This window comes from Sutcliffiella sp. FSL R7-0096 (genome assembly GCF_038595065.1).
Lineage (GTDB): Bacteria > Bacillota > Bacilli > Bacillales > Bacillaceae_I > Sutcliffiella_A.
Window position 1 is genome coordinate 4,419,711 of record NZ_CP152003.1, and the last position, 20,359, is coordinate 4,440,069.

At 32.2% G+C, this 20,359-nt stretch carries 16 protein-coding genes; 4 read left to right on the forward strand and 12 right to left on the reverse strand.

Annotated elements, in window-relative coordinates; translation table 11 throughout:
• From MKY77_RS22725 to MKY77_RS22735, 3 genes are all read right to left on the reverse strand, one after another.
• Window positions 1-1,503 (reverse strand): cell wall-binding repeat-containing protein, encoded by a 1,503-nt coding sequence (locus tag MKY77_RS22725; RefSeq protein WP_339147882.1) that lies wholly within the window; start codon window positions 1,501-1,503, stop codon window positions 1-3.
• Window positions 1,504-1,667: 164 nt separating this feature from the next.
• A complete protein-coding gene (locus MKY77_RS22730) occupies window positions 1,668-3,830 on the reverse strand; it encodes a SpoIID/LytB domain-containing protein (protein WP_339147883.1) in 2,163 nt (720 codons plus the stop codon).
• Window positions 3,831-4,030: 200 nt separating this feature from the next.
• Entirely contained in the window at window positions 4,031-4,393 is a 363-nt protein-coding gene (locus MKY77_RS22735; protein WP_339147884.1) for a hypothetical protein, read from the reverse strand.
• A 169-nt stretch (window positions 4,394-4,562) separates the two neighbouring features.
• On the opposite strand from MKY77_RS22735, the gene MKY77_RS22740 reads away from it, so the two are divergent.
• Together MKY77_RS22740 and MKY77_RS22745 are read left to right on the forward strand one after the other, a co-directional pair.
• On the forward strand, window positions 4,563-5,651 hold the full coding sequence (locus tag MKY77_RS22740) for an acyltransferase (protein WP_339147885.1): 1,089 nt from the start codon (window positions 4,563-4,565) through the stop codon (window positions 5,649-5,651).
• Window positions 5,652-5,843: 192 nt separating this feature from the next.
• Complete coding sequence (locus MKY77_RS22745) at window positions 5,844-6,218, forward strand: hypothetical protein (protein WP_339147886.1); 375 nt, start codon at window positions 5,844-5,846, stop codon at window positions 6,216-6,218.
• 147 nt (window positions 6,219-6,365) lie between these two features.
• On the opposite strand, the gene MKY77_RS22750 is transcribed toward MKY77_RS22745, so the two are convergent.
• Together MKY77_RS22750 and MKY77_RS22755 are read right to left on the reverse strand one after the other, a co-directional pair.
• Window positions 6,366-6,650, reverse strand: coding sequence for a hypothetical protein (locus MKY77_RS22750; protein ID WP_342515532.1), 285 nt, complete (start codon window positions 6,648-6,650; stop codon window positions 6,366-6,368).
• 135 nt (window positions 6,651-6,785) lie between these two features.
• Window positions 6,786-7,553: an SGNH/GDSL hydrolase family protein gene (locus MKY77_RS22755; RefSeq protein WP_339147887.1), complete on the reverse strand. Its 768-nt coding sequence runs from the start codon at window positions 7,551-7,553 to the stop codon at window positions 6,786-6,788.
• Window positions 7,554-7,693: 140 nt separating this feature from the next.
• On the opposite strand from MKY77_RS22755, the gene MKY77_RS22760 reads away from it, so the two are divergent.
• Both MKY77_RS22760 and MKY77_RS22765 read left to right on the forward strand, forming a co-directional pair.
• Window positions 7,694-8,443: a hypothetical protein gene (locus tag MKY77_RS22760; RefSeq protein WP_339147888.1), complete on the forward strand. Its 750-nt coding sequence runs from the start codon at window positions 7,694-7,696 to the stop codon at window positions 8,441-8,443.
• 204 nt (window positions 8,444-8,647) lie between these two features.
• Window positions 8,648-9,832, forward strand: coding sequence for a hypothetical protein (locus MKY77_RS22765; RefSeq protein ID WP_339147889.1), 1,185 nt, complete (start codon window positions 8,648-8,650; stop codon window positions 9,830-9,832).
• Between the two features lie 98 nt (window positions 9,833-9,930).
• Here the strand turns inward: MKY77_RS22765 and MKY77_RS22770 are convergent, their stop codons facing one another.
• From MKY77_RS22770 to MKY77_RS22800, 7 genes are read right to left on the reverse strand one after another with little or no spacing between them, the layout of a single operon-like run.
• A complete protein-coding gene (locus MKY77_RS22770; RefSeq protein ID WP_339147890.1) occupies window positions 9,931-11,574 on the reverse strand; it encodes an ATP-binding cassette domain-containing protein in 1,644 nt (547 codons plus the stop codon).
• A gap of 18 nt (window positions 11,575-11,592) precedes the next feature.
• Window positions 11,593-12,396, reverse strand: coding sequence for an ABC transporter permease (locus MKY77_RS22775; protein WP_339147891.1), 804 nt, complete (start codon window positions 12,394-12,396; stop codon window positions 11,593-11,595).
• Window positions 12,393-13,673, reverse strand: a complete 1,281-nt coding sequence (locus MKY77_RS22780; RefSeq protein ID WP_339147892.1) for a nucleotide sugar dehydrogenase — start codon at window positions 13,671-13,673, stop codon at window positions 12,393-12,395. The genes MKY77_RS22775 and MKY77_RS22780 overlap by 4 nt, the downstream gene beginning before the upstream one ends.
• Window positions 13,674-13,706: 33 nt before the next feature.
• The gene (locus MKY77_RS22785; protein WP_339147893.1) at window positions 13,707-15,926 is read right to left on the reverse strand and encodes a glycosyltransferase; all 2,220 of its coding nucleotides are present in this window, start codon (window positions 15,924-15,926) and stop codon (window positions 13,707-13,709) included.
• A 27-nt stretch (window positions 15,927-15,953) separates the two neighbouring features.
• Complete coding sequence (locus MKY77_RS22790; RefSeq protein WP_339147894.1) at window positions 15,954-17,519, reverse strand: methyltransferase domain-containing protein; 1,566 nt, start codon at window positions 17,517-17,519, stop codon at window positions 15,954-15,956.
• 40 nt (window positions 17,520-17,559) lie between these two features.
• Window positions 17,560-18,837: a glycosyltransferase gene (locus MKY77_RS22795; RefSeq protein ID WP_342515733.1), complete on the reverse strand. Its 1,278-nt coding sequence runs from the start codon at window positions 18,835-18,837 to the stop codon at window positions 17,560-17,562.
• Window positions 18,838-18,866: 29 nt separating this feature from the next.
• Window positions 18,867-20,114, reverse strand: a complete 1,248-nt coding sequence (locus MKY77_RS22800) for a glycosyltransferase family 4 protein (RefSeq protein ID WP_339147896.1) — start codon at window positions 20,112-20,114, stop codon at window positions 18,867-18,869.
• Between the last annotated feature and the right edge of the window lie 245 nt (window positions 20,115-20,359).

Consider the following 20,359-nt stretch of genomic DNA (forward strand, 5'->3'; position numbering starts at 1 on the left):
TTAATTAGAGAAATACTTCTCTACCCCATTGTAGATTGCTTGGGCTGCTTTTTCTCTGAAGGAGGCATTAGCTAAAAGCTTTGCTTCATCAGGGTTACTAATGAATGCAATTTCAACCAATACACTAGGCATCTGCGAATCCCTGATCACTACGAACGAACCTTCTTTAACACCTCGATCACGTAAACCAAGCTCTTTCACCAACTCTCCTTGGATAGCTTCTGCAAGCTCTTTACTCTCTTTTGATTGATATCTGCCATTATACCAAGTCTCTGTTCCATTAGATGAAGGATCGGTGAAAGAGTTTGCATGGATACTGACAAAGATATCTGCCCCCCTATTTTGTGCGTCTAGCACACGATCTGCTAAGGGAATATATACGTCGTTAGTCCTTGTCATTAAAGGTAGTGAACCAGCAGTGGTGACTTTACTCTCTAATCGCTTGGCAATATCCAACACGACTGTTTTCTCTTGTACGCCATTCCCCACAGCACCCGGATCTGTTCCACCGTGTCCCGCATCAATCGCTACTCTTTTCCCGAGCATAGGCGCAGATAATGTTCTTACAACATTTGTCCCAACCGAAGTTGTCCCACCTAGCACCACAAAAGTCCCGATACCTTTTTCCTTGATTACATTTATTGTTGTACTCGGCACCTGAGTAGGCTGAGTCAATAGAATAACAGAGTTTTGCTTAGCCGCAAGGACAGAACCTGCCAAAGCATCGGCATAGGCATGTCCATTAGCAATGTAAGCTTTCTTTGCATTTAGGTTTAACTGCTTCACAACATTCGTTGCAACCTGGAAACGATCATTACCGCCAATTCTGGTTTTGGTCGTAGATGGTAAGTTGTTGAACACAGTACGGGAAACACTTGTTTCCCCTCCCATAACATATGTGGTCGAAACATTTCGATTTCTTAAGGTAGTGGAAGTGATACTCGGAATACTATTGCTTTCTGTCAACAAGATAGGAATACCGTTTCTTGCCGCATATGGAGCGATGGATAGGGAATCAGCTTCCGCTCTTCCATTTGCTACTATCGCGATGTTTTTAGCCGGTAACTCATTTGCGATATTAGCTGCCACTTCAAAACGATCTTTCCCACTAATTCTTCTTACATTAATGCTACTTCCCAATCTTCTAATCTCAGATATTACATTATCAGATACACTTGTCGTACCACCGATTACAATTACATTGCTTGCCCGTAATTCTTGTAATCTCTTTTTCGTTGTATCTGGTAAACTTCCAGCTCGTGTCAATAGTATCGGTGCATTTAAACGATATGCCAATGGAGAAGCTGCCAATGCATCTGCATAGGCATCACCTGAAGATATGATAACGGTATTGGATGTAGTCCAGCCTTCCCTTGAAACATTCACAGCAACATCGTAACGATTTGCTCCATCTATTCTTGTTGGTCCACTAGCTTCAGCAGTATTTACCTCTAAAAGCGTAGTAAAAAGAACCAAACAGATGAGCATAATAAACTTACGCACTTGATTACCTCCCTAAAATTTTCATCTCTCGACAAATATACCAAATTTCTGCAAATTTTTCATTAGTTTATTACAAATCCAAGTCGTTTTTTGCAAAAATAAGTCAATATTCACAGGTAACCTACTATTCTATGACCATAAAAAATAAGCCGGAGTGATCCGGCTTATCGTTTTGTAACATTTGTACCATAATAATAGAAATCTAGGATCTGCTTGTAATTATGACCTGCTTTAGCACGAGATTGGGCGCCATGCTGGCTCATTCCTACTCCATGTCCAAATCCATTACCGACTACTTTTAGGGTGTTGCCACCATTTTCAACTTGATACATCGTACTTTTGATATTCATAGTACCAAACATGGTTCTAAACGCATTCGCAGTAATCGTTTGGGATAAAGTATGCTTCTTCAAAGTCCCATCCGATTCGTTGACAAACCCTTTGCTGAGATCTCTCACAAAATATTCAACCTCAATTTTTGTGTCTTTATTACGTCCGCTACTATTAACATTCAGCGGTTCAATATTGTTTATGCCTACAATTTTAAATTCAGAATTGCTATGATGATTGTCTGACAACCACTTTTTCAGACCGTTCATAGAACTCGCCTGAACCTCTTGTGTTCCATTCCACCAAGCAGTCGGATTCTTCAAGTCAAGCCCAGACAAATCTAACTGTGTCTTATTCATGGTAAGGTTCCAACCTTGGTAGGAAGTATCCATGGAATCAGCTTTTGCTGTTAAGTATGGTAATTGAGTAGACGGCCAAAGATTGGAGTTCGATTCGGTAAACCCTCCATTACTTGAGGAGAATACCGCATTTTGACCAATCGGATTTCCGTTGAACGTCAGGATTTCTCCTTTTGTAGCTTCGATGGCGTTGTTTGTATTCACATGCCACTCATAACCTCTGTAAACCTGGAATCCTTGTGTATCATTGATGGTAGTACCCATTGTGGAATAAGCGTATGTTCTTGCTGCAACTGACTGCGCCTTTAATGCTTCCATTTCCCAAGATGCAGGCATTTCAGCAGGAACCACACCTTTTAAATAATCATCAAACGGGATATTACGGTTATAAGGTCTAACAAAACCGTTTTCTAGAATGTATTCTATCTTACCCAGATATGGACGGTTATTTAGCTTAATGACATTACTTTCATTGTATGCTTGAGGAACCATGCTGAAATTCGAAGTTCCAAAGTCCTTTACAAGTTGTGTACCTTCATACAATCCAAGTCGTCCGTTGTTGTTCTTGACATGATATGTCTTGCTGCTATCAAGGTATAATTCATTCGGAAGCTGGTTTTCCACTTCTCTTGTAACAGAAAGTGTACCACCCAGAATAGTAAATGATCTAGTGTTCTTACTCTTAATAATATCTTGAACAGCAGTTGGAATACTAGATGCTCTTGTCAGTAAAAGAGGACGGTTATTCTTGGCAGCTAACACTGCTCCCGTAAATGCATCTGCATATTTCTCTCCGTTGGCAAGATAAACCTCGGACGCTGCCAAATTAAGCGTTTGAATAATATTAGCAGAAACCTCGTAACGATCTGCCCCACCTATACGGCTTTTAGTACCTGGCAGTTGATTATAGACATTTTGAGAAACACTTGTTGTTCCACCTATTACTGTTACCTGTGTTTTCCCATTCAAGGCTTCGGATGTTGATGATGGAATACTAGTGTCTCTAGTTAAAAGAATTGGAATTTTATTCACAGCAGCATATGGCGCTACAGACAATGCATCCGCATAAGCGTTTCCACCAACGACTATTGCTCTGTTGGAACTGCCTAATAATGTTGAAATATTCTTAGCTACTTCATATCTATCAGAACCATTCACTCGAGAAATAGTGGTAGTAAGAGCCTTTAGTTCGTTAAAAACAGTATTAGATACGCTCGTTGTTCCACCAATAACGATGATCTCTCTCGGCTTCAATTGTTGAAGCTTCTTTTTAGTCGTATCAGGCATGGAGTGAGGGCGTGTTAATAAAATGGGTGCATTTTTTGCATACGCAAATGGTGCAGTTGATAAAGCATCTGCATAAGCTTCCTGACTAACGATAAATACTGTATCCGCTACATTCCAACCACTTGAAGCAATATTTGCCGCCACTTCAAAACGATCAGCTCCAGAAAGTCTAACATTACCGTTTTCCAGTTTGTATTGACCAGTAGTGTTGATTTGGATTTCCGTTTTATTACCTATGTAGTTCTGCAACTTTATTGAGATGGTTGAAGCTGAACCGATTGATGTTAAAACAGGTGAAAAGAACAGAAACAATGCGAGCGTCGAAACTAACAAAAACTTAAATTTATTCAATTTTTATGTATCCCCCTTAAACTTTTCCTATTAATCTCTTTATTACTAATCTAACAAAATATTACCATATAGTAAACGGGTATTTTGTAATAGAATGTCAAGAAATATCAAAAACTGTAATAGGAATCGGGGGTAACGGAATGATTTCTGTAGAATTCCGCATGAAAAAAACACCCTAAAATGGGTGTTATGTAATCACGTTATTTAGCTTGGATGCTTTGTAGTTCCAATCTTCCTTCTTCATTTTCCAAAAAAGAAATCGTCACTTCAGATCCTTCTTCCATTGCCTCTACTTCTTCTTGCTTTTCAGGTGTTACATAGTAGGTAACATATCCACTGTCAGTCTCCACTTCAATGGTATGATTATCTGCCCATCCTTTGAACACGCCAACCGATTCTTGGATAGTAGCATCGGGAGTTTCTTCACTTGATCCACTATTGTTATTGTTAGCACCTGAAGTATCTTCATTCGATTCATTATTACCGGCATTATTAGTAGTGGAAGTTCCGCAAGCTGACAATACCATTACGATTGAAAACATTAAAATCGCTAGTTTCTTCATTGTATTTCCTCCTCTCTTATCATGATTACACATTTCATACTATGAAACGTTTGGTGTTTAGTCAATGAATTATTAGTATCATTTTGCTTTATTTCAATTTTTAACCATTGTTATACTAATATAATTCCGTTACAATGTTGTTGGCATTCCAGCAAAGGAGTGAAACAATATGAAAAAACAAAAATCAACTTATATAGAAGAAATTCACATTATTAGAGCCGTAGCCTGTCTCCTAGTGGTTTTAGTCCATGTTTCCGCCACTTATTACTACCAGCAAGACGGCTATAATAATATCACTTTTTTCTTTAACCAAATAGGTAGATTCGGGACTCCACTTTTTGCAGTGATCAGTGGCTTTTTATTATTCTATCATGTAAGAAAAAAAGGATTTCAGTTAAATAAATTTATTACTTCACGTTTTGTGAAAGTCGGCTCACCATTTTTATTTTGGAGCCTATTCTATATTATGCTACTTGTATTTCTAGAGGGTGCAACACCATTAGCTGAAGGGAAAAGAATTTTTACTGTTAATTTCCTTTTAGGTAATTCATATGTACATCTTTATTTCATGTCGATTGTTTTCCAATTTTATCTACTGTTTCCATTATTGCAGAAGATTCGCTCGAAAAAATTATGGAGTATTCTCTTACTATTATCATTAGCAATGAACTATTTCTTCGTTGAGATCTATTCGCCTAGCGCTAATAACGAATTGATTCATTATGCGTTATCACAAAGAGCTCTATTTCTCAATTGGATTTTCTTTTTTATCTTCGATGGCTTTGCTGCCTATCACTGGGAGAGCATTTATTTTTATTCAAAAAAATTCAAGTTAATTTCATTGGTTGCGTCTATTTTCATCATTCTACTCACGGTTTATGAGTACAAAGCAAATGGTTCTGTCTCTTCCAATAGACCCTTGAACTTTATTTATATACCTGTTCTTTTTGCCGCAATCATAGGCTTATATGACTATATATCTAAAGTTAGGATTATTAAAAACGCACTTTCGTTTGTTGGACAATTATCCATGGGTATCTACTTGGTACACATGTTTATCATCTATGCGTTTGTGAATAATATGCCAGAATCCATCTGGACAACATTAAACTTCCCCGTTGTATTCATTGGCATCCTGGTAGGCTCCATCTTATTTGTAAAAGTCATTCAGCTATTACCTTTTGATCAGTATTTGGTAACCGTGCCGAAAGCAACCAAATCCAGCAAAATAAACAATCAGTTAGCAAAATCTGCTTAACAAAAAGCTTTCTAGTAGAGTAACATCACTAGAAAGCTTTTTTGTTTGAATTTCTATCAAAAAGGGAAAAGAATACTTTGAAAGAGTCTCATAATTTACTATTTCCACTTCAACATCTTATTCTATCCGCCCAAGTTGCTTCATAGATTAATACATATATATTTTCATACATTCGAGAAAGAGGGTGGCAGTTTGGCAGCACTTACAGACAAATTAGTTCCTTATATGAAAAACAGATTCGAAGGCATAAAAGCTAGGGGAATGAATTGGGATTGGGACACCACTAAAGTTATCATGAATGCATATGGAATACGATTGATAATCTTAACATGCTTAGCTCCCCTATTGACCGTGATTCCTGCAGTCACATTCAAACTGGCAACAGGTTCTCATTCTCTATTGGGGTATATACTTTCGATTATTCTTTTGTTGCCTTGGTTGTTAATACCTACACTATTTATACAGCATTTGACGGAGCATTCTAAGAAAGGTAAGATTTTGTCTTACTGTTATTTAGGATTGCTTTTAGTTACATGTGTAATATGGATTATTATTATTAATATCTAAATACCTAATCAAGAAAATTAAGTGCACCACTTTATGCAAACGCCTAAAAAATAATAGCCCTTCATTTCATTCTTAACTGAAACGAGGGGCTATTTATGGTTTAAAAATCTCTCGTAAACTCAACATAAAAACTGAATACAAACACTTTTATTTATTTAGTATATAAATGAAGTCATCAACTGCATTCTTAAAATCTTCTTTTAACCAATGCCATGTTCTACTTGATTTGAAAATATTAAGGCACAAAATTAGATCTTTTCGTAGACTTGGGGAAAGTTTCATCTTAATATTATCGGACGAAATATTTTTAGTGAAACTTCTAATAGCCTGATTTTGAAAGAAACTTAAATCACTGTAAGTAACCTCGTGTGCTACCTTTAAAGACTCTTTAAGTGCGTACACGTCTCTCACTTTTAATTCAAGTTGCATCATTATATTACACCCCTCTATCTATATTTATCTTTATCATATAGATACCCCATTAAGAAAGTTATCAAAACAAGTCGGGGAAAAGAGTTTATTTTATCTTACAAAACAACAAATTTCTACATATAATTCTCACTTTAGTCACTTTGAAACAAAATATTTGATGATATAATCTGCCCAAATGTTTTGCCCATTAGCGTTTGGAAAGGTCCCTTGCAAGGCTTCCTTAATATTGTCAGAAGATGTGTCTGGCCAATCTTGCCAATGATTAAAATACTCAATATTGTTTTGTGATGTAAACTCTTTTAAAGCATTTTCTTGATCAAGGTATGTAACCGGCTCAAAGATAGGGTTAGGCGGCTGAACTATTATATATGTTTCAGGATTAAGCTGCTTTACTGTATCAATTATCGTCTCGAGATTTTGTAATGTATCCTCCACTTTAACAAATCCGTTGTCATTTAACAGTAATGGTTCAATGATCAATATATCAGATTTTGCTGCAGCTATTTGCTCATGACCCTTTGTTTCAATTAAGTGATTTGTAGTGATGTTTTCAAAATTCATTACATCTAAATTAAATATATCCTGGCCATAATTTTCTTCCAACGCATTTTTCACTTGTAGTGGCCAAGGCAGGTTGTTTGCATCCCCATTCATAATTGCTTCAGAACCAACAATAAGAATATCAATTACTTCTTCAGACTCAAGCTTAGTTTTTACGTTGTTTTGCAAATCCTTACTCATATTATTTGTTAGCTTAAACAAATTGCTGTTTATCGGATCATCATTTTGACTTTGAGCTGTTACTTTACCAGCCTGCGTAATTTTCTTATCATACTGTATCTTTCCTATGAAAATTAAAGAAATAGCTACTGCACATATCAGTAAAATTGATACCTTCTTCATTTATTTACACTCCTAAAAAGAATCTATAACCATTATAAACATAAACCTTATAAACTTATAGATTTATAAGTTAATTTTTTCAAAATATGATAAAATAAGTTGAAATCATACATATTTATTAAATTTTTCAGGAGGAAAATATGTTTAAATTACGCGTTCCTATTATTTGCTCTCTTACTTTTACCATTACATTATTAGGGATGGACTCTATATCTTATGCGGAAGTTTCAAAAAGTAAAATCTTTTCACAGACCTCACAGTTCCTTGCTTTAAATACTAGTCCAATTCCGCCCCCTGCTACTGAGCCAGAGCCAGAACCTGAGCCAGTTCCTGAACCAGAGCCTGCGCCTAAGCCTGAACCCAAGCCTGAGCCTAAACCTGAACCTAAACCAGAACCTAAACCAGAACCTAAACCTGAACCTAAACCTGAACCTAAACCAGAACCTAAACCAGAACCTAAACCAGAACCTAAACCAGTTCCACAACCCAATACTCCCACTACTAGCTCTGAGCCTGAAGAGATTTTGGAAGAAACAGAGGAATTGGAAGAGGTTGAAGAGGAAGAAGTTGATGAAACTGCCTCTATCTCAAAGGAAGCTATAATTAAAATATTCGAAGAAAACCAGAGTAACTATTCAACGTTAAATACATACATTTTCACAAATATCATTTCTATTCTTATCGAAAACAAATATACTTCTGAATCATCAAGCTCTTATTCTAAATCACCGATAAATGATTTAGCAGTTAAACTTTCTTTGCAGCAGATAGAAGAGTTGGAAGGGTTTTTGTCTTTAGAAGTTAAAGAGATGGATACCCTACTTGTAAGCGAGATATTGGCTGATGTTCGTGCGAAAAAGTATGAAATAATTAAGAAGGAAGATATATGAAAAATATTCGTAATTGCTACTTTTAACTTAACTAGAGTAACTTTTTCAAAATAAATAACATTATACAACCTGTTCCTGTTCTAGAATATTACAAGTTAATAAAAAATGTATAACACTAACACTCAAATTTATCTTGTACGATCATTCTAGTTAACATAAAATTTACAGGTGAAAATTATCATATTGTGACGGGATGGATGTAGTTTGTCTTTAAGTAAGGTATACTTTTTTAATTTTTCAATCTCAGTTGGATATATTGAGTTTTGGTACAAAGATTACAAAAATGATGGAACCATGGTTTCACATAATAAAATATATTTTGAGTTATCCCACCCTATCCAACCTAATAACGGTCTAATTGCAATTGCAATTTCAACATTATGCGCAAGGAAATACAAATTTATCCATATAGACCTTCCTATAAGTGAGAAAGTTATTCAATCCATAAAGGAATTTACTTTAGCAGATGTAACTGCTATTCGTAGCTCTGAAAAAAAACTCGAAAGAAAGAATAGGAATAACATTGTTTTGAATTTCAGTGGGGGATTTGATAGCTTGGCCGCAAAATGCTTAATGCCTCCTGATACAAGCCTAGTTTCAATGGATTTTGGAGGTCGATTTTCTAGAGAGCGTTCTTTCTTTGAAAAGTTTGATACTTACATTGTTAAAACTAATTTATTGGAAACTCCTATTAAAGAAAAAACTTGGTCGTATATGGGTATAGCATCTATTCTTTATAGTGACTATTTAGCAACTGACTATCAAACATTTGGAAGTATTCTAGAGGCAGGTCCAGATAACTTTTCTGACTTGCCTGTAGCTGCTAAAAATATCAGTTTTCCTCCTTTTAAAATGACTGGAATGGAAAACGCCCCTTATGTTCTCGGTCTAACAGAAGTAGGCACATTAAAAGTACTTGGTTATCATGCACCAAATTTCATTGGGGAATCACTGGATTCTTTAGCAACACCAGGAGAAGAGAAAAGATATAGAAAACAAGTACTATCTCAAATAGCATCTAAAAAATCAGGGATTGATATCGAATTGAATATTGTAGATCGTCCGACTAGACCACACTTTAAATTTGGTCAAAATTTCGCAGCTGATTTCCTTTCATTCTATATTATTAAAAACTCAGATTTTGAAATTGCTTCAGATACAATAAGCGATATACCAGAAGAAGTTAGGGAAGCAGCAAATAATTTAAAATTAGACTTTTACGAGAGAGTAAACACGAATTTTTTATTGAATTTTCCTAAACCTCTATTAGGTGGATTACTATCTAGATTAGCAGAAGCTAACGTAATCCCCTATACCCAAAATGACTGGATAGAGTTTTTTGAGGTAAGAAAAATATTATCTAAGCATTACAACATTCAATATAAATAGAAATAAATATTTTATTCTATTGCAACTTATAAATATAAATAAGGGTCAAAAGCGTTTTCATAATGCTTTTGACCCTTATTAAGGTTTGGTAGGCTTCTTTATAGAGGTTTAGTAGACGACAGTTTAATAGTGTTGTTTTTTTGGTCCAATATTACATCATACCCCTTAATTTCAAAGTAATATAAACCCTCTTCTTCTGATGAGAATAGAAAATGTTCTTCCAGGGGTATAATAGATGAACTACTATTATTTATAGAATCTATTATTAGCACATTTGCTACATCCTCATCATTAAATAAATATGTTATATTGTCTACACTTACCATTTTTCTACCTTCATTATCTATAAATTCAGTTCCACTGTTGAATATTTCTGATTCATTATACTCACTTCCTACAAAAGCTAAGTAATATTCATAAGAATTAACAAAAGTTTCTGGAAGTATATATAATATGTCTTCTAATTCAAGTTCATCCATTACTTTTTTTTCTACTAAGGTTATTTCCATATTGTTTATAAAACCAGTCTTATTATTTGTACTTATTTTATAATAATCTTTTGTTTTCTCCAGTACTTTTACTTTTGACCCAAATTCTAAAGACTCTATTTTATATTGGGAATCCATTTCATAATAAAGTGCAGCGTTATTTTCTGTAATAAAGCCTAATTGGTTTGTATATTTAATACTTTCTTCTTTTTCGGTCTCTTCATCAATATTATTTTCTTGGTCAGCAACTTCTTTATTTACTTCGATTAATTTACTCTCCTGAGAGGAGGATAAATTTTTAAATATTGCTGCAGGTTCTTCAGCAAACATGAAATAAACACTTAAGAGAATTCCAAGGAAAAGAAATGAAATTTGCGTTATAAAAACAATACTTTTAGGTTTGTTTTTATTATTTCTCTCGGTCTTGGTTCTTGTATAGTTTTTGTTATCAATTATTTCTTTAGATTGTATTTTTAATTGTTCTAATTTATATTTCTTTTTGTCAGATTCATTTAATGTATTATACCATTTTATAAATTCATTGTAGTTTTTCAAGATGATATCAGTATTACCATACTCTTTAACTTGCCCATAGTGTAACCAAAGAACTTTATCAGAAATTGCTTTGATTTGTCCTAATGAGTGACTGATAAAGAAAATTGTTTTACCATTCTTCTTAAACTCATTTATTTTATCTAAGCATTTCTGGTAGAATGTATCATCCCCAACTGACAAAGCCTCATCAATAACAAGTATATCTGGATCAGTATATGCTGAGATAGCAAATCCCAGCCTTGACTTCATACCACTCGAATAATTTTTAACAGGTTGTTCAATAAAATGGCCAATGTCAGCAAAATTTGTAATGTCAGGAGTTATTTCCTTTATTTGCTCCTTTGTTAACCCTTGCATTAGACACTTCAATTCAATATTTTCCAATCCTGTAAGGCCATTATTCAAGCCGACTGAAATTGCGATTAAAGAAGTTTGTCCATTAATTAACACGTTCCCTGAAGAAGGGGGAACTATTTCCGCTAATAGATTGGAAAGAGTAGATTTACCAGAACCATTTACTCCAATAACACCAATTGTCTCTCCTTCATTAACTTCAAAGGAAATATTATTCAATGCATAAAATGATTTATTATTTTTTTTTCTATTTATTAAAAATAATTCTAAAAGTTTATCCGATTGTTTACTATAGAGGCTATATTGTTTTGAAACATTTTCAAACTTAACTTTTAATTTATTCATAAGGTGTTAGTCTCCATTTTACAAGTAATCCACAAACTTGTTTCGAAATTTTATATGCAAAAAGGATCCTACAGTAAGCATTAACAAAGTAATAAACCAAAAATAAAATGTATAACTCATATCGTTAAAAAACCATTCATCACCCAATAGAGTATTTCTGAATCCTTCTATAAGATAATAAAAAGGATTTAATTTCAAGAAATTTTGAAGATTTGTAGGCATTTCTCCAAAGTCCCATAATATTGGTGTAAGGAAAAACAAAATTCTCATTGTGGATTGAACTGCAAATTGAAAATCTCTTACAATTGTTGATAAAGTTGAGAATAATAGTGTTATAGAAAATAAGAATGTATACATTGCAAAGAAATAATAAGGAAGTTGTATTAAATAACTTCCCGGATTAATCCCATAAATATACAGTATCACCCCCAAAATCAAGAACATTACAATAAAGTTGAAGGAATTCTTAATAATGGTTATCATTGGTAATACACTTATAGGGAATTTCATTTTTGAAACTAAATTCACTTTAGAATATACACTGTTTGAAGCCTGAGTAATAGTTGGACTAATAAAGAACCAGGGGATAAGGCCTATAACCAACCAAACAAAAAATGGAACATCTCCAACTGGACTACCACCTCTAATCCCTAAACCAAAAACAAACCAATACACAAGAACTTGTGCAACTGGATTTAAAAATTGCCAGACCACCCCTAAATAATGCATTTGGTAGCTACTTTTAATATCATAAGTAGCTAGTCTGACAATTAGATGTGAGTTGGAAAATTGTTCACGTATGACTTGTGTCACAAAACTCATGCTAAGACTACATCCCGTGTCTTTAGGTTACTAGATAAATTTCCAAAATGAATATAGTTAAATTCCTCTGAGTGATTAACTACAATGTTCTTTGTATCAAAAATTTGCTTTGTAGCCATTCCATTCAATACATCATAATCTAAAAATTTAAATTCATTGTGATCAGCTAAAATTAAAATTAAATCCGAATTATTTACAGCTTCTCTTATGTCTTTTGTTACCATCTTATGATTAACATGGGGATCAAATGCCCTTACTTCATATTTCGATTCACCTTTAAGTAACTCAAATATTTCCAAAGCGGGACTTTCTCTTATATCATCAACATTCCCTTTGTATGTTAAACCGAATACGGTAATCACTTTTCCATTATTTTTTTCTAATAATGCATTTACATTTTGAATAACATACTTTGGCATAGATGTATTAATCTCTCTTGCCAGACTTATTAATTTTGCAGTTTCTGGAGCTTTCGAAACTATAAAGTATGGATCAACTGCTAAACAATGTCCACCTACACCAGGTCCAGGCGTATGCAAATTTACTCTAGGGTGTTTATTTGCCATTTCAATAACTTCTAACGCGTTTATGTCCAATTCATTACACACTTTTGTCATTTCATTAGCTAAAGCAATATTTACATCACGGAATGTATTTTCCATTAACTTTGACATCTCAGCAGTCTTTGCATTGGTTTTAATTACTTCACCTTTGACAAAGGTTCTGTAGACTTTTGCACCTGCTTCCGTACATTTATTAGTGATTCCGCCTACAATTCTATTATTATAAACTAGTTCGTGTAAGATTTGACCTGGTAAAACTCTTTCTGGACAGTGTACTAAAAATATATCTTCCCCAACTACAAAACCAGCTTCTTCAACAAGAGGCTTTACATAATCATCCATACTTCTTGGAGCGATTGTTGACTCTATAATTAATACATTTCCTGCAGTAACATGTGGTAATACCGCTGAAACTGCACTAAGTACATAGCTTAAATCACAAGATTTATTTAAATCATCATTATTAGGAGTAGGTACAGCAATAATAAATGCATCTGCTTCTTCTGGTTTAAGAGAAGCTTTAAACTTTCCATTTAACACAACTTCATTTAATGCTTCTTGAAGTCCAGGTTCCTCAATATGAATTCTCCCAGAATTTAATGACGATATCACCTCTGGTCTTATATCCACCCCTACTACATCTACCCCATGCTTTGCAAACATAATAGATGTTGGCAAACCAATATAACCTAATCCAACTGTACATAACTTCATATTTTTCCCTCCAGCTAATATATTTATTTGTATTTAACTTATAACGTGTTTATTTGAATCTCTTACTATCTGTTCAAAAGCATTAGTAGCTTCATTTATATTTCCTAGTTCGGATTTATATGGAAGTTCTAATCCACTTAATATACTCCCTTTTTCATAAATAGCCCATATTTTTATCCCACTTCCCAAATAGTCACTGATCTTTGAAGGAAGATATGGATTAATATCTTTTTTGTTTTTAGTATAGGCATCGTTAACTACGAGACAATCAAAAGCTGTAGTCAAATTTAGAAATTCCATATAACTTTCATATGGATTCACCTTAATATAATCCTTTATGTTACTATCACTCAAGCTATTTATTAATGTCTTAGGATCGGATGTGAAAATATGAAGTCTAATATCTTTTTTTATATTTTCTTTAACATTATCAAGTCCAATAAATAAATCATCTAAATTCCTTGTTTGATAAAATGTTCCAAAATAGGCTAAATTAACTTTCTCAGTATCAAGATGATAGTTACTTTTCTTGATATGATAATATTCTTTAGGTAATGTAGGTTGAGGAGATATTTTTGCTTTATTTTGTATAATTCCTCTAACTTTTTTTATAGGGAAAGTTTCTAGCATATATTCAAGCTGATTTATATTAGTGAAAATAAGTTCATCTGCAAATAAATAAGGTAGATATTCACACCAAAAGAATAGATTATTGTTTTCTACTCTTGGAAGTTTATGCATCTTACCTATTTTTTTGTTTGCTTCTTTTAGGAACGATTCATTTTCTATACTTGCCTCTCTATTTTTTCCATGTATATCTAGTAATATAGGATCCGAAAATTCTGCTACCCATTTAACTTTCGGATTAGACTTTTTATACAAATATGCCAAAAAATGAGATCCTGGCCACATCGCCCTACTATAAATTTCTTTATATTGTTTACCTTCATTTAAATTGCTAATTCCTATTTGACAAAATTCCTCTATCGCTTTCCAATTAGAAAAGCTAGGATATGAGGGAACTTCTATTCTTTCATCAATTAAGTCATCAACCAGATAATTAAGGTTATAATCTTTAGTTCTAACTTTGTCCATTTTATTAAAAATTACGTCTACAACCTCGTTCATGTTTCTTAACCTTTTCCCCATAACATTTCCACTCGTATCAACATAAGGAGGGAAACAGTATGAAATAATTAACTTTGTAGCCAATCCTTTATTAATTATTGGATAAGGTATATATGTTAAGTCTAATTTCTTAATATCAGAAATTACCTCAATTCTATTATTAGGATTTTCTTTAAGGAATTTATTAATAAATGTTGATTGGGCATTAATCTTTTGCTTTATAAAAACTACTTTATTTTGATCGGAAGCAACTTCAAGTAACTTATTGAGTTCTTTTATAACTGCTAACCTTTGTGTTATATAAAAATCATATGTCATTGCTTTTCTGGATACAGAATTTTCCCTAATTACTCTATAGTAGACAGCTTTATTTGGAATTGGAATTACTTTAAATTCAAAATCGTTATTCAAATATAATTCTGCAAAAAATACTATGTCTTCCCCGCTTCTTAAATCTGACTTGAACTTGATTTCCTTGACTTTTGTGGTAGGGATAAGTTTGCAAGCGTTTATGGTAACTACCATATTTAATGTATTAAGATTATTGGTATCATTTTCTTCAGATGCTTTAATGATTTCTTTGTTTATAGGATTTTTTTTGTCTATATTTCCATTAGCATCAACATTATATATTTGTGACACAACAATTCTGTTAGAATCTGCAATTCCTAATAATTCCTCAAGAAAGTTATCAGATACATAGTCATCATCATCTAAAAAAACAGTATAAGCCCTTATTGCTTTTTGAATTCCAAGATTTCTAGAAGAAGATGCACTTGCTATTGGTGAATAAATAATACTGATATTGTCTATTGCATAATCTTTTATAAATTCTTGTATAATATTTTCAGTATTATCTTTTTCGCCATTTATTACGATAATAACTTCAAATTTTTCACTACTTAAGGTTTGGTTTTTCATTGATTCCAAACATTTTTTTATTACCTTCTCGCCTTTGTAAGTAGGAATAATTACACTAATACCTTCTTTAAATAGTTCTTCATTTCCCCCCACTTCTTTAGTCTTAAGAAAATTCTCATTAATTCCAGGAGTAGTTAATTGCTCTAATTTCTTTTTTAAATTTTCGATTTCCTTTAACCTTGCAAGGATTTCTGCTCTATTCATTTAATTTACTCCTCATATTTTTCCTGGTTAATTTTTTATACTTCTTCTTAATTTCCAATACTTCAAGGTAATTTTACCTAATTTAGAACTTTTCAAAGCAGCATATTTTCTTTCTAACATAGATAGTTTCTTTTCTTGAGCTGATATAATTGTGAGATTTCTGTCAAGCTGCTCTTTTTGTTCTAAATATTTAACTAACACTTCTTCTTCAGAGGTTAAGCTTTTACTAAAGTCATTCTTTAGATTATTAATTTGGCTAATTAAATTTTCTACTTCTCTCTTCTTAGAATCAATTACACTTTTCATTTCTTTATTTTCCTTTAAGAGTAGAGAATTTTGGTTTTTCAGTATTGTAGAGGATTCTTGTTTTTCTTTACTCTCACTAACAATAAGGTTTTTTAGTTCATCTATATGATTAATTAAGGTTTGGCCCCCATCATTATTCTTTTCTAATTGAACAAATTTTTCATTTATCTGTTTTTGAAAAGCACATACTATTTCATTTTGTTCTTTAGAACGAAATTCATTTACATCAATTATTCCTTGAAGTTGAGTTTTTATAGAATTAATAAGGTTTCGGTCTTCCTTATTTCTTTCTAAGAGGCTGCTCATTGCAATGTTTTCTTTACTTGAATACATAAATATATCACTGCTCAATTTATTTATAGCAGAATTGTTATCTTTTGATTGATAAAGAATACTATCCATTTTTGTATTAATTTGAGTGTTTTCATCGATTATTTTATTCAATAACTGGTTATTAAGATTTTTTTCCTGAATTAAGTTTCTTTCTAACTGTTTTATAGTTTCCTCTTTTAATAGGAGTGTCTCTTTATACTCTTTAATATTATTTGCATATTGGGAATGGATATTTTTTATTTGGTTGTCTTTTTCTGTCAAGTTTTTGCGAGAGTATTCAATTCTATCAATTAAATCTCTTTCTACATCGTAAAACGCCTTTTCCAAAGTACGCAATGTTTCTTTGAAATTTTTTTCTTTCATTTGAGTTTCTTTAGATTGAACACCTTTTTTGATACATACAACTCCTGTCCACTTCCCTAGAAACTCTACTTTCACAATTTCAAAAAAGGTGGATAAATGCTCATATAACTCTAAATAATAGTAAGTTCTTTTGTGATCGAAATAATCATTAATTCCAAACGGGACAGTTACAATAAGCACACCTGAGCCTTTAAGTATTTCTTCTATTTTTTTTAAAAAACTTTTGGGATCTGAGATATGTTCCAACACCTCAGTAAGAAGCACAGTGTCAAATTGATAAGTTAATGTGCTTTCCGTCATAAAGTTTCCGACTCTAAATTCAATCTTCTCTTGTACAGAAATGTGCTCATTTTTCAAATTATTTAAGGCGTAATCAATTGATTCTTGCGCTATATCTAAACCTAGTACTTGTTTGCCTTCTCTGCCTAATATTATTGGAACAATACCTTGTGAACAGCCGATATCAATGACTTTCTCTCCTTGGACATGGTTAACAATCCAATTAATTCTATTTCTAGTTTTGTTTCCAAAATCTTTTCCCATCTCTCCATTATAGGCTTCAGTTATACGATCTAATGGTTTAATGCTCAACCGACTCACCCTTCACTTTCATGAATAATATCCCATTTTTTTAGTTTTTGGTGCATATATTATTGTAGATATTTAAGAATTCAAGCTTTTCATTATCCCAGTTGTATTTAGAACTGGCTACCAAGCTATTTTCACTTAACTCTTTTCTTAATTTAACGTCAGAAAGTAATTTATTTACAGCAGCTGCAATCTCATTGGGGTTATGAGAATCAATTGTAATACCAGTTTTTTCATTCTCAACAACTTTTTTTATTTCTGGAAAATCACATGCCACTACTGGTACACCGCTCATCATATATTCAAATAATTTGTTTGAGGAAGCAGAATAGTGATTAAAACAAACATTATTTAATACTTGAAATCCAATGTACGCATTTTTTGTATATTTCGGTAGATCGTTCAGTGGCACTTTTGGAAGGAATTTTACTTTCTCTTCAAGATTTAACTCTTTAACTTTCTTTATTAAATCCGGTTTGATTTTGCCATCACCTATTAATACAAGCGTACCTTCTTGAAAGTATGGAACTGCGTCAATTAATTTATCTAGACCTCTTCCTGTTTGTATTCCACCTTGATACAGTAAGATTTTTTCTTGGGTAGGAAGATTTAGTAATTCATGTATATTAAATTTCTCTATTGAGACTTCAAAATTATTGAATGGGTAATTATGCACTACATTAGGATAAAACCCATATAATTCTTTGTTATACATTGCTCTCGTATGGTTCTCAACAATCATAAAATCAATCTTATTAATATAGAAAGACTCCAATTTTGCATAAATACTACTGTTATAGCCTGTTCTACTTGTTTGAACTTCATGTGAATCATAAATAAGATACTTTTTATGCAATCTCAATTTTGCACATATGTATCCTTGTGTTAAAGTGTTTAAGTCATTGGAATGATAAATGTCATAATTCTTTTCAAATCCCTTTTTAATCATACGAATAACAATACTTGTTCTAATTAATAATGTTTTGAATTTCGTTTTAAGAGAAAGCAACATTAAGATAGAAAAACCTATAGTAATTAGTGGTAATAAATATAGTAATAGTAGATAAGTTGATAGAGCTAAAAGGCCTGCAACCTTATTACTTTTGCAGAAAACTACAAACTTTTGTAATTTAATTAGTAGAGAAGGATATCTTTTAACCCTATGAACTCTAAAATGCTCACTACGTTCTTCAAACAATGGTAGTGTTTTATCAGTTGGATCTTCTATACAAACTAAATCTACATTATAGTTATTTTCAGATAAAGCTGTGCATTCCCTTAATACACGGGCATCATTTGTAAAATGGTTCCACACAAACATACATACGTTCTTTCTTTTATTCATAATTATCATACCTTGCCCATCTGTTTATTATTAGTAAATCCCCTAATGTATTTTCTTTTAGGAGGTTCTTTTTCTATTAATTCAATTAATTTGTTAATATTTTTCTCCCAAATAAAATTTTTCTCTATATATCTTGTTGCATTTCTCGACATTTGATTATACATTTCTTTCTCGTTAATAAGTCTTATTATACCTTCTATCATCTCATCTATATTCTGAGAATCAGTTACGAACCCTGTCTTTTGTTCCTCGATAACTTGTTTTGATATTCCAGATACTGATGCTACAATAGGTACACCACAAGTCATATAGTCTATTACTTTACCAGGAAGAACCGTTTTAAATACCTCTTTATCACATAAGGTTACAATACCTATGTAATAATTTGATATTATAGAGAGACATTCTTTACGAGTTATGGGCTTTATAAAAGAAACATTTTTCAATTTGTTGTTTTTCACAAAATTCGCAAGTTTATTTACTTTCATCCCATAACCAATTATGTCTAGTCTAATATTCAACTCTGATAATCTTTCAGCTAATAGTTTTATTATATTAAAGTCTTGAGCCAGTCCTATATTTCCTGCATAAATAACATTAATATTATCTTTTTGGATATCAGAATACAATTCTTCGAGGTTCGCTCCATTAGGTATAAATATAATATTTTTACTTTTGTCTTTTGTTTTTTTTCTTATATGTTCAACAAACCCGAGACTGTTAACTATAATTTCATCTGATTTATTGTATAATAGTTTTTCTAAATAGCTAAAGATAGATATTATAATAGATTTATCAAGCACTCCTACTCCTTTTAAAGATTCTGGCCATAAATCCCTAACATCTAAAAACATCCTAGTTCTGTAACGATATTTAGCGATTAAGCCTACAAATCCTACAAAAATTGCTGGAGAAGTAACAAATATCAAATCGTACTTATTTTTGTCCCGAAAAATATATAACATCATTTTCAAAGCAATTTCTAAGTAATACATTAACCTATGAAATATATTTCTAGAATATTTTCTAGTTTTCACACTTACTCTATGAACATCTTTACTCTTCACTTCAGAATCATCCCAAAATTTTTCATCTTCATAAATACTTTTTTGGGGATAGGCTGGAACAGTTGTTATTACCTTTACACTGTAGCCTTGTTTATTAAGTAACTTATAAACATTTTTAATTCTGTTAGCGGCGCTTCCTATTTCAGGATAAAAGTTTTGTGAAATTAATAAAATTCTTTTTGACATCGTTGTTCCCCTTCATTAACTAAACTACATTATCTATACATCCTAAAAATTTTAGCTTTCCGCTTTTTAATGTAACTTGCCTTAAAATTGATTTAAGCACTTTTAATATTTACTATTAATGATTATGAACTAAAATACTTTAATTAGATAAATTGTCGAATTTTTCTTATTCAATAGTAAACGAATCATTTACTTATGTAAACACCTATCAATTTTTACCAAAAAATGTTGAGCAAAACAAATCC

Excerpts from the sequence above, each read along its gene's own strand:
- MKY77_RS22735 (WP_339147884.1), bottom strand. The coding sequence starts at position 4,393 with ATGAAGAAACTAGCGATTTTAATGTTTTCAATCGTAATGGTATTGTCA.
- MKY77_RS22740 (WP_339147885.1), top strand. The coding sequence starts at position 4,563 with ATGAAAAAACAAAAATCAACTTATATAGAAGAAATTCACATTATTAGA.
- MKY77_RS22750 (WP_342515532.1), bottom strand. The coding sequence starts at position 6,650 with ATGATGCAACTTGAATTAAAAGTGAGAGACGTGTACGCACTTAAAGAG.
- MKY77_RS22755 (WP_339147887.1), bottom strand. The coding sequence starts at position 7,553 with ATGAAGAAGGTATCAATTTTACTGATATGTGCAGTAGCTATTTCTTTA.
- MKY77_RS22760 (WP_339147888.1), top strand. The coding sequence starts at position 7,694 with ATGTTTAAATTACGCGTTCCTATTATTTGCTCTCTTACTTTTACCATT.
- MKY77_RS22770 (WP_339147890.1), bottom strand. The coding sequence starts at position 11,574 with ATGAATAAATTAAAAGTTAAGTTTGAAAATGTTTCAAAACAATATAGC.
- MKY77_RS22775 (WP_339147891.1), bottom strand. The coding sequence starts at position 12,396 with ATGAGTTTTGTGACACAAGTCATACGTGAACAATTTTCCAACTCACAT.
- MKY77_RS22780 (WP_339147892.1), bottom strand. The coding sequence starts at position 13,673 with ATGAAGTTATGTACAGTTGGATTAGGTTATATTGGTTTGCCAACATCT.
- MKY77_RS22785 (WP_339147893.1), bottom strand. The coding sequence starts at position 15,926 with ATGAATAGAGCAGAAATCCTTGCAAGGTTAAAGGAAATCGAAAATTTA.
- MKY77_RS22795 (WP_342515733.1), bottom strand. The coding sequence starts at position 18,837 with ATGTTTGTGTGGAACCATTTTACAAATGATGCCCGTGTATTAAGGGAA.
- MKY77_RS22800 (WP_339147896.1), bottom strand. The coding sequence starts at position 20,114 with ATGTCAAAAAGAATTTTATTAATTTCACAAAACTTTTATCCTGAAATA.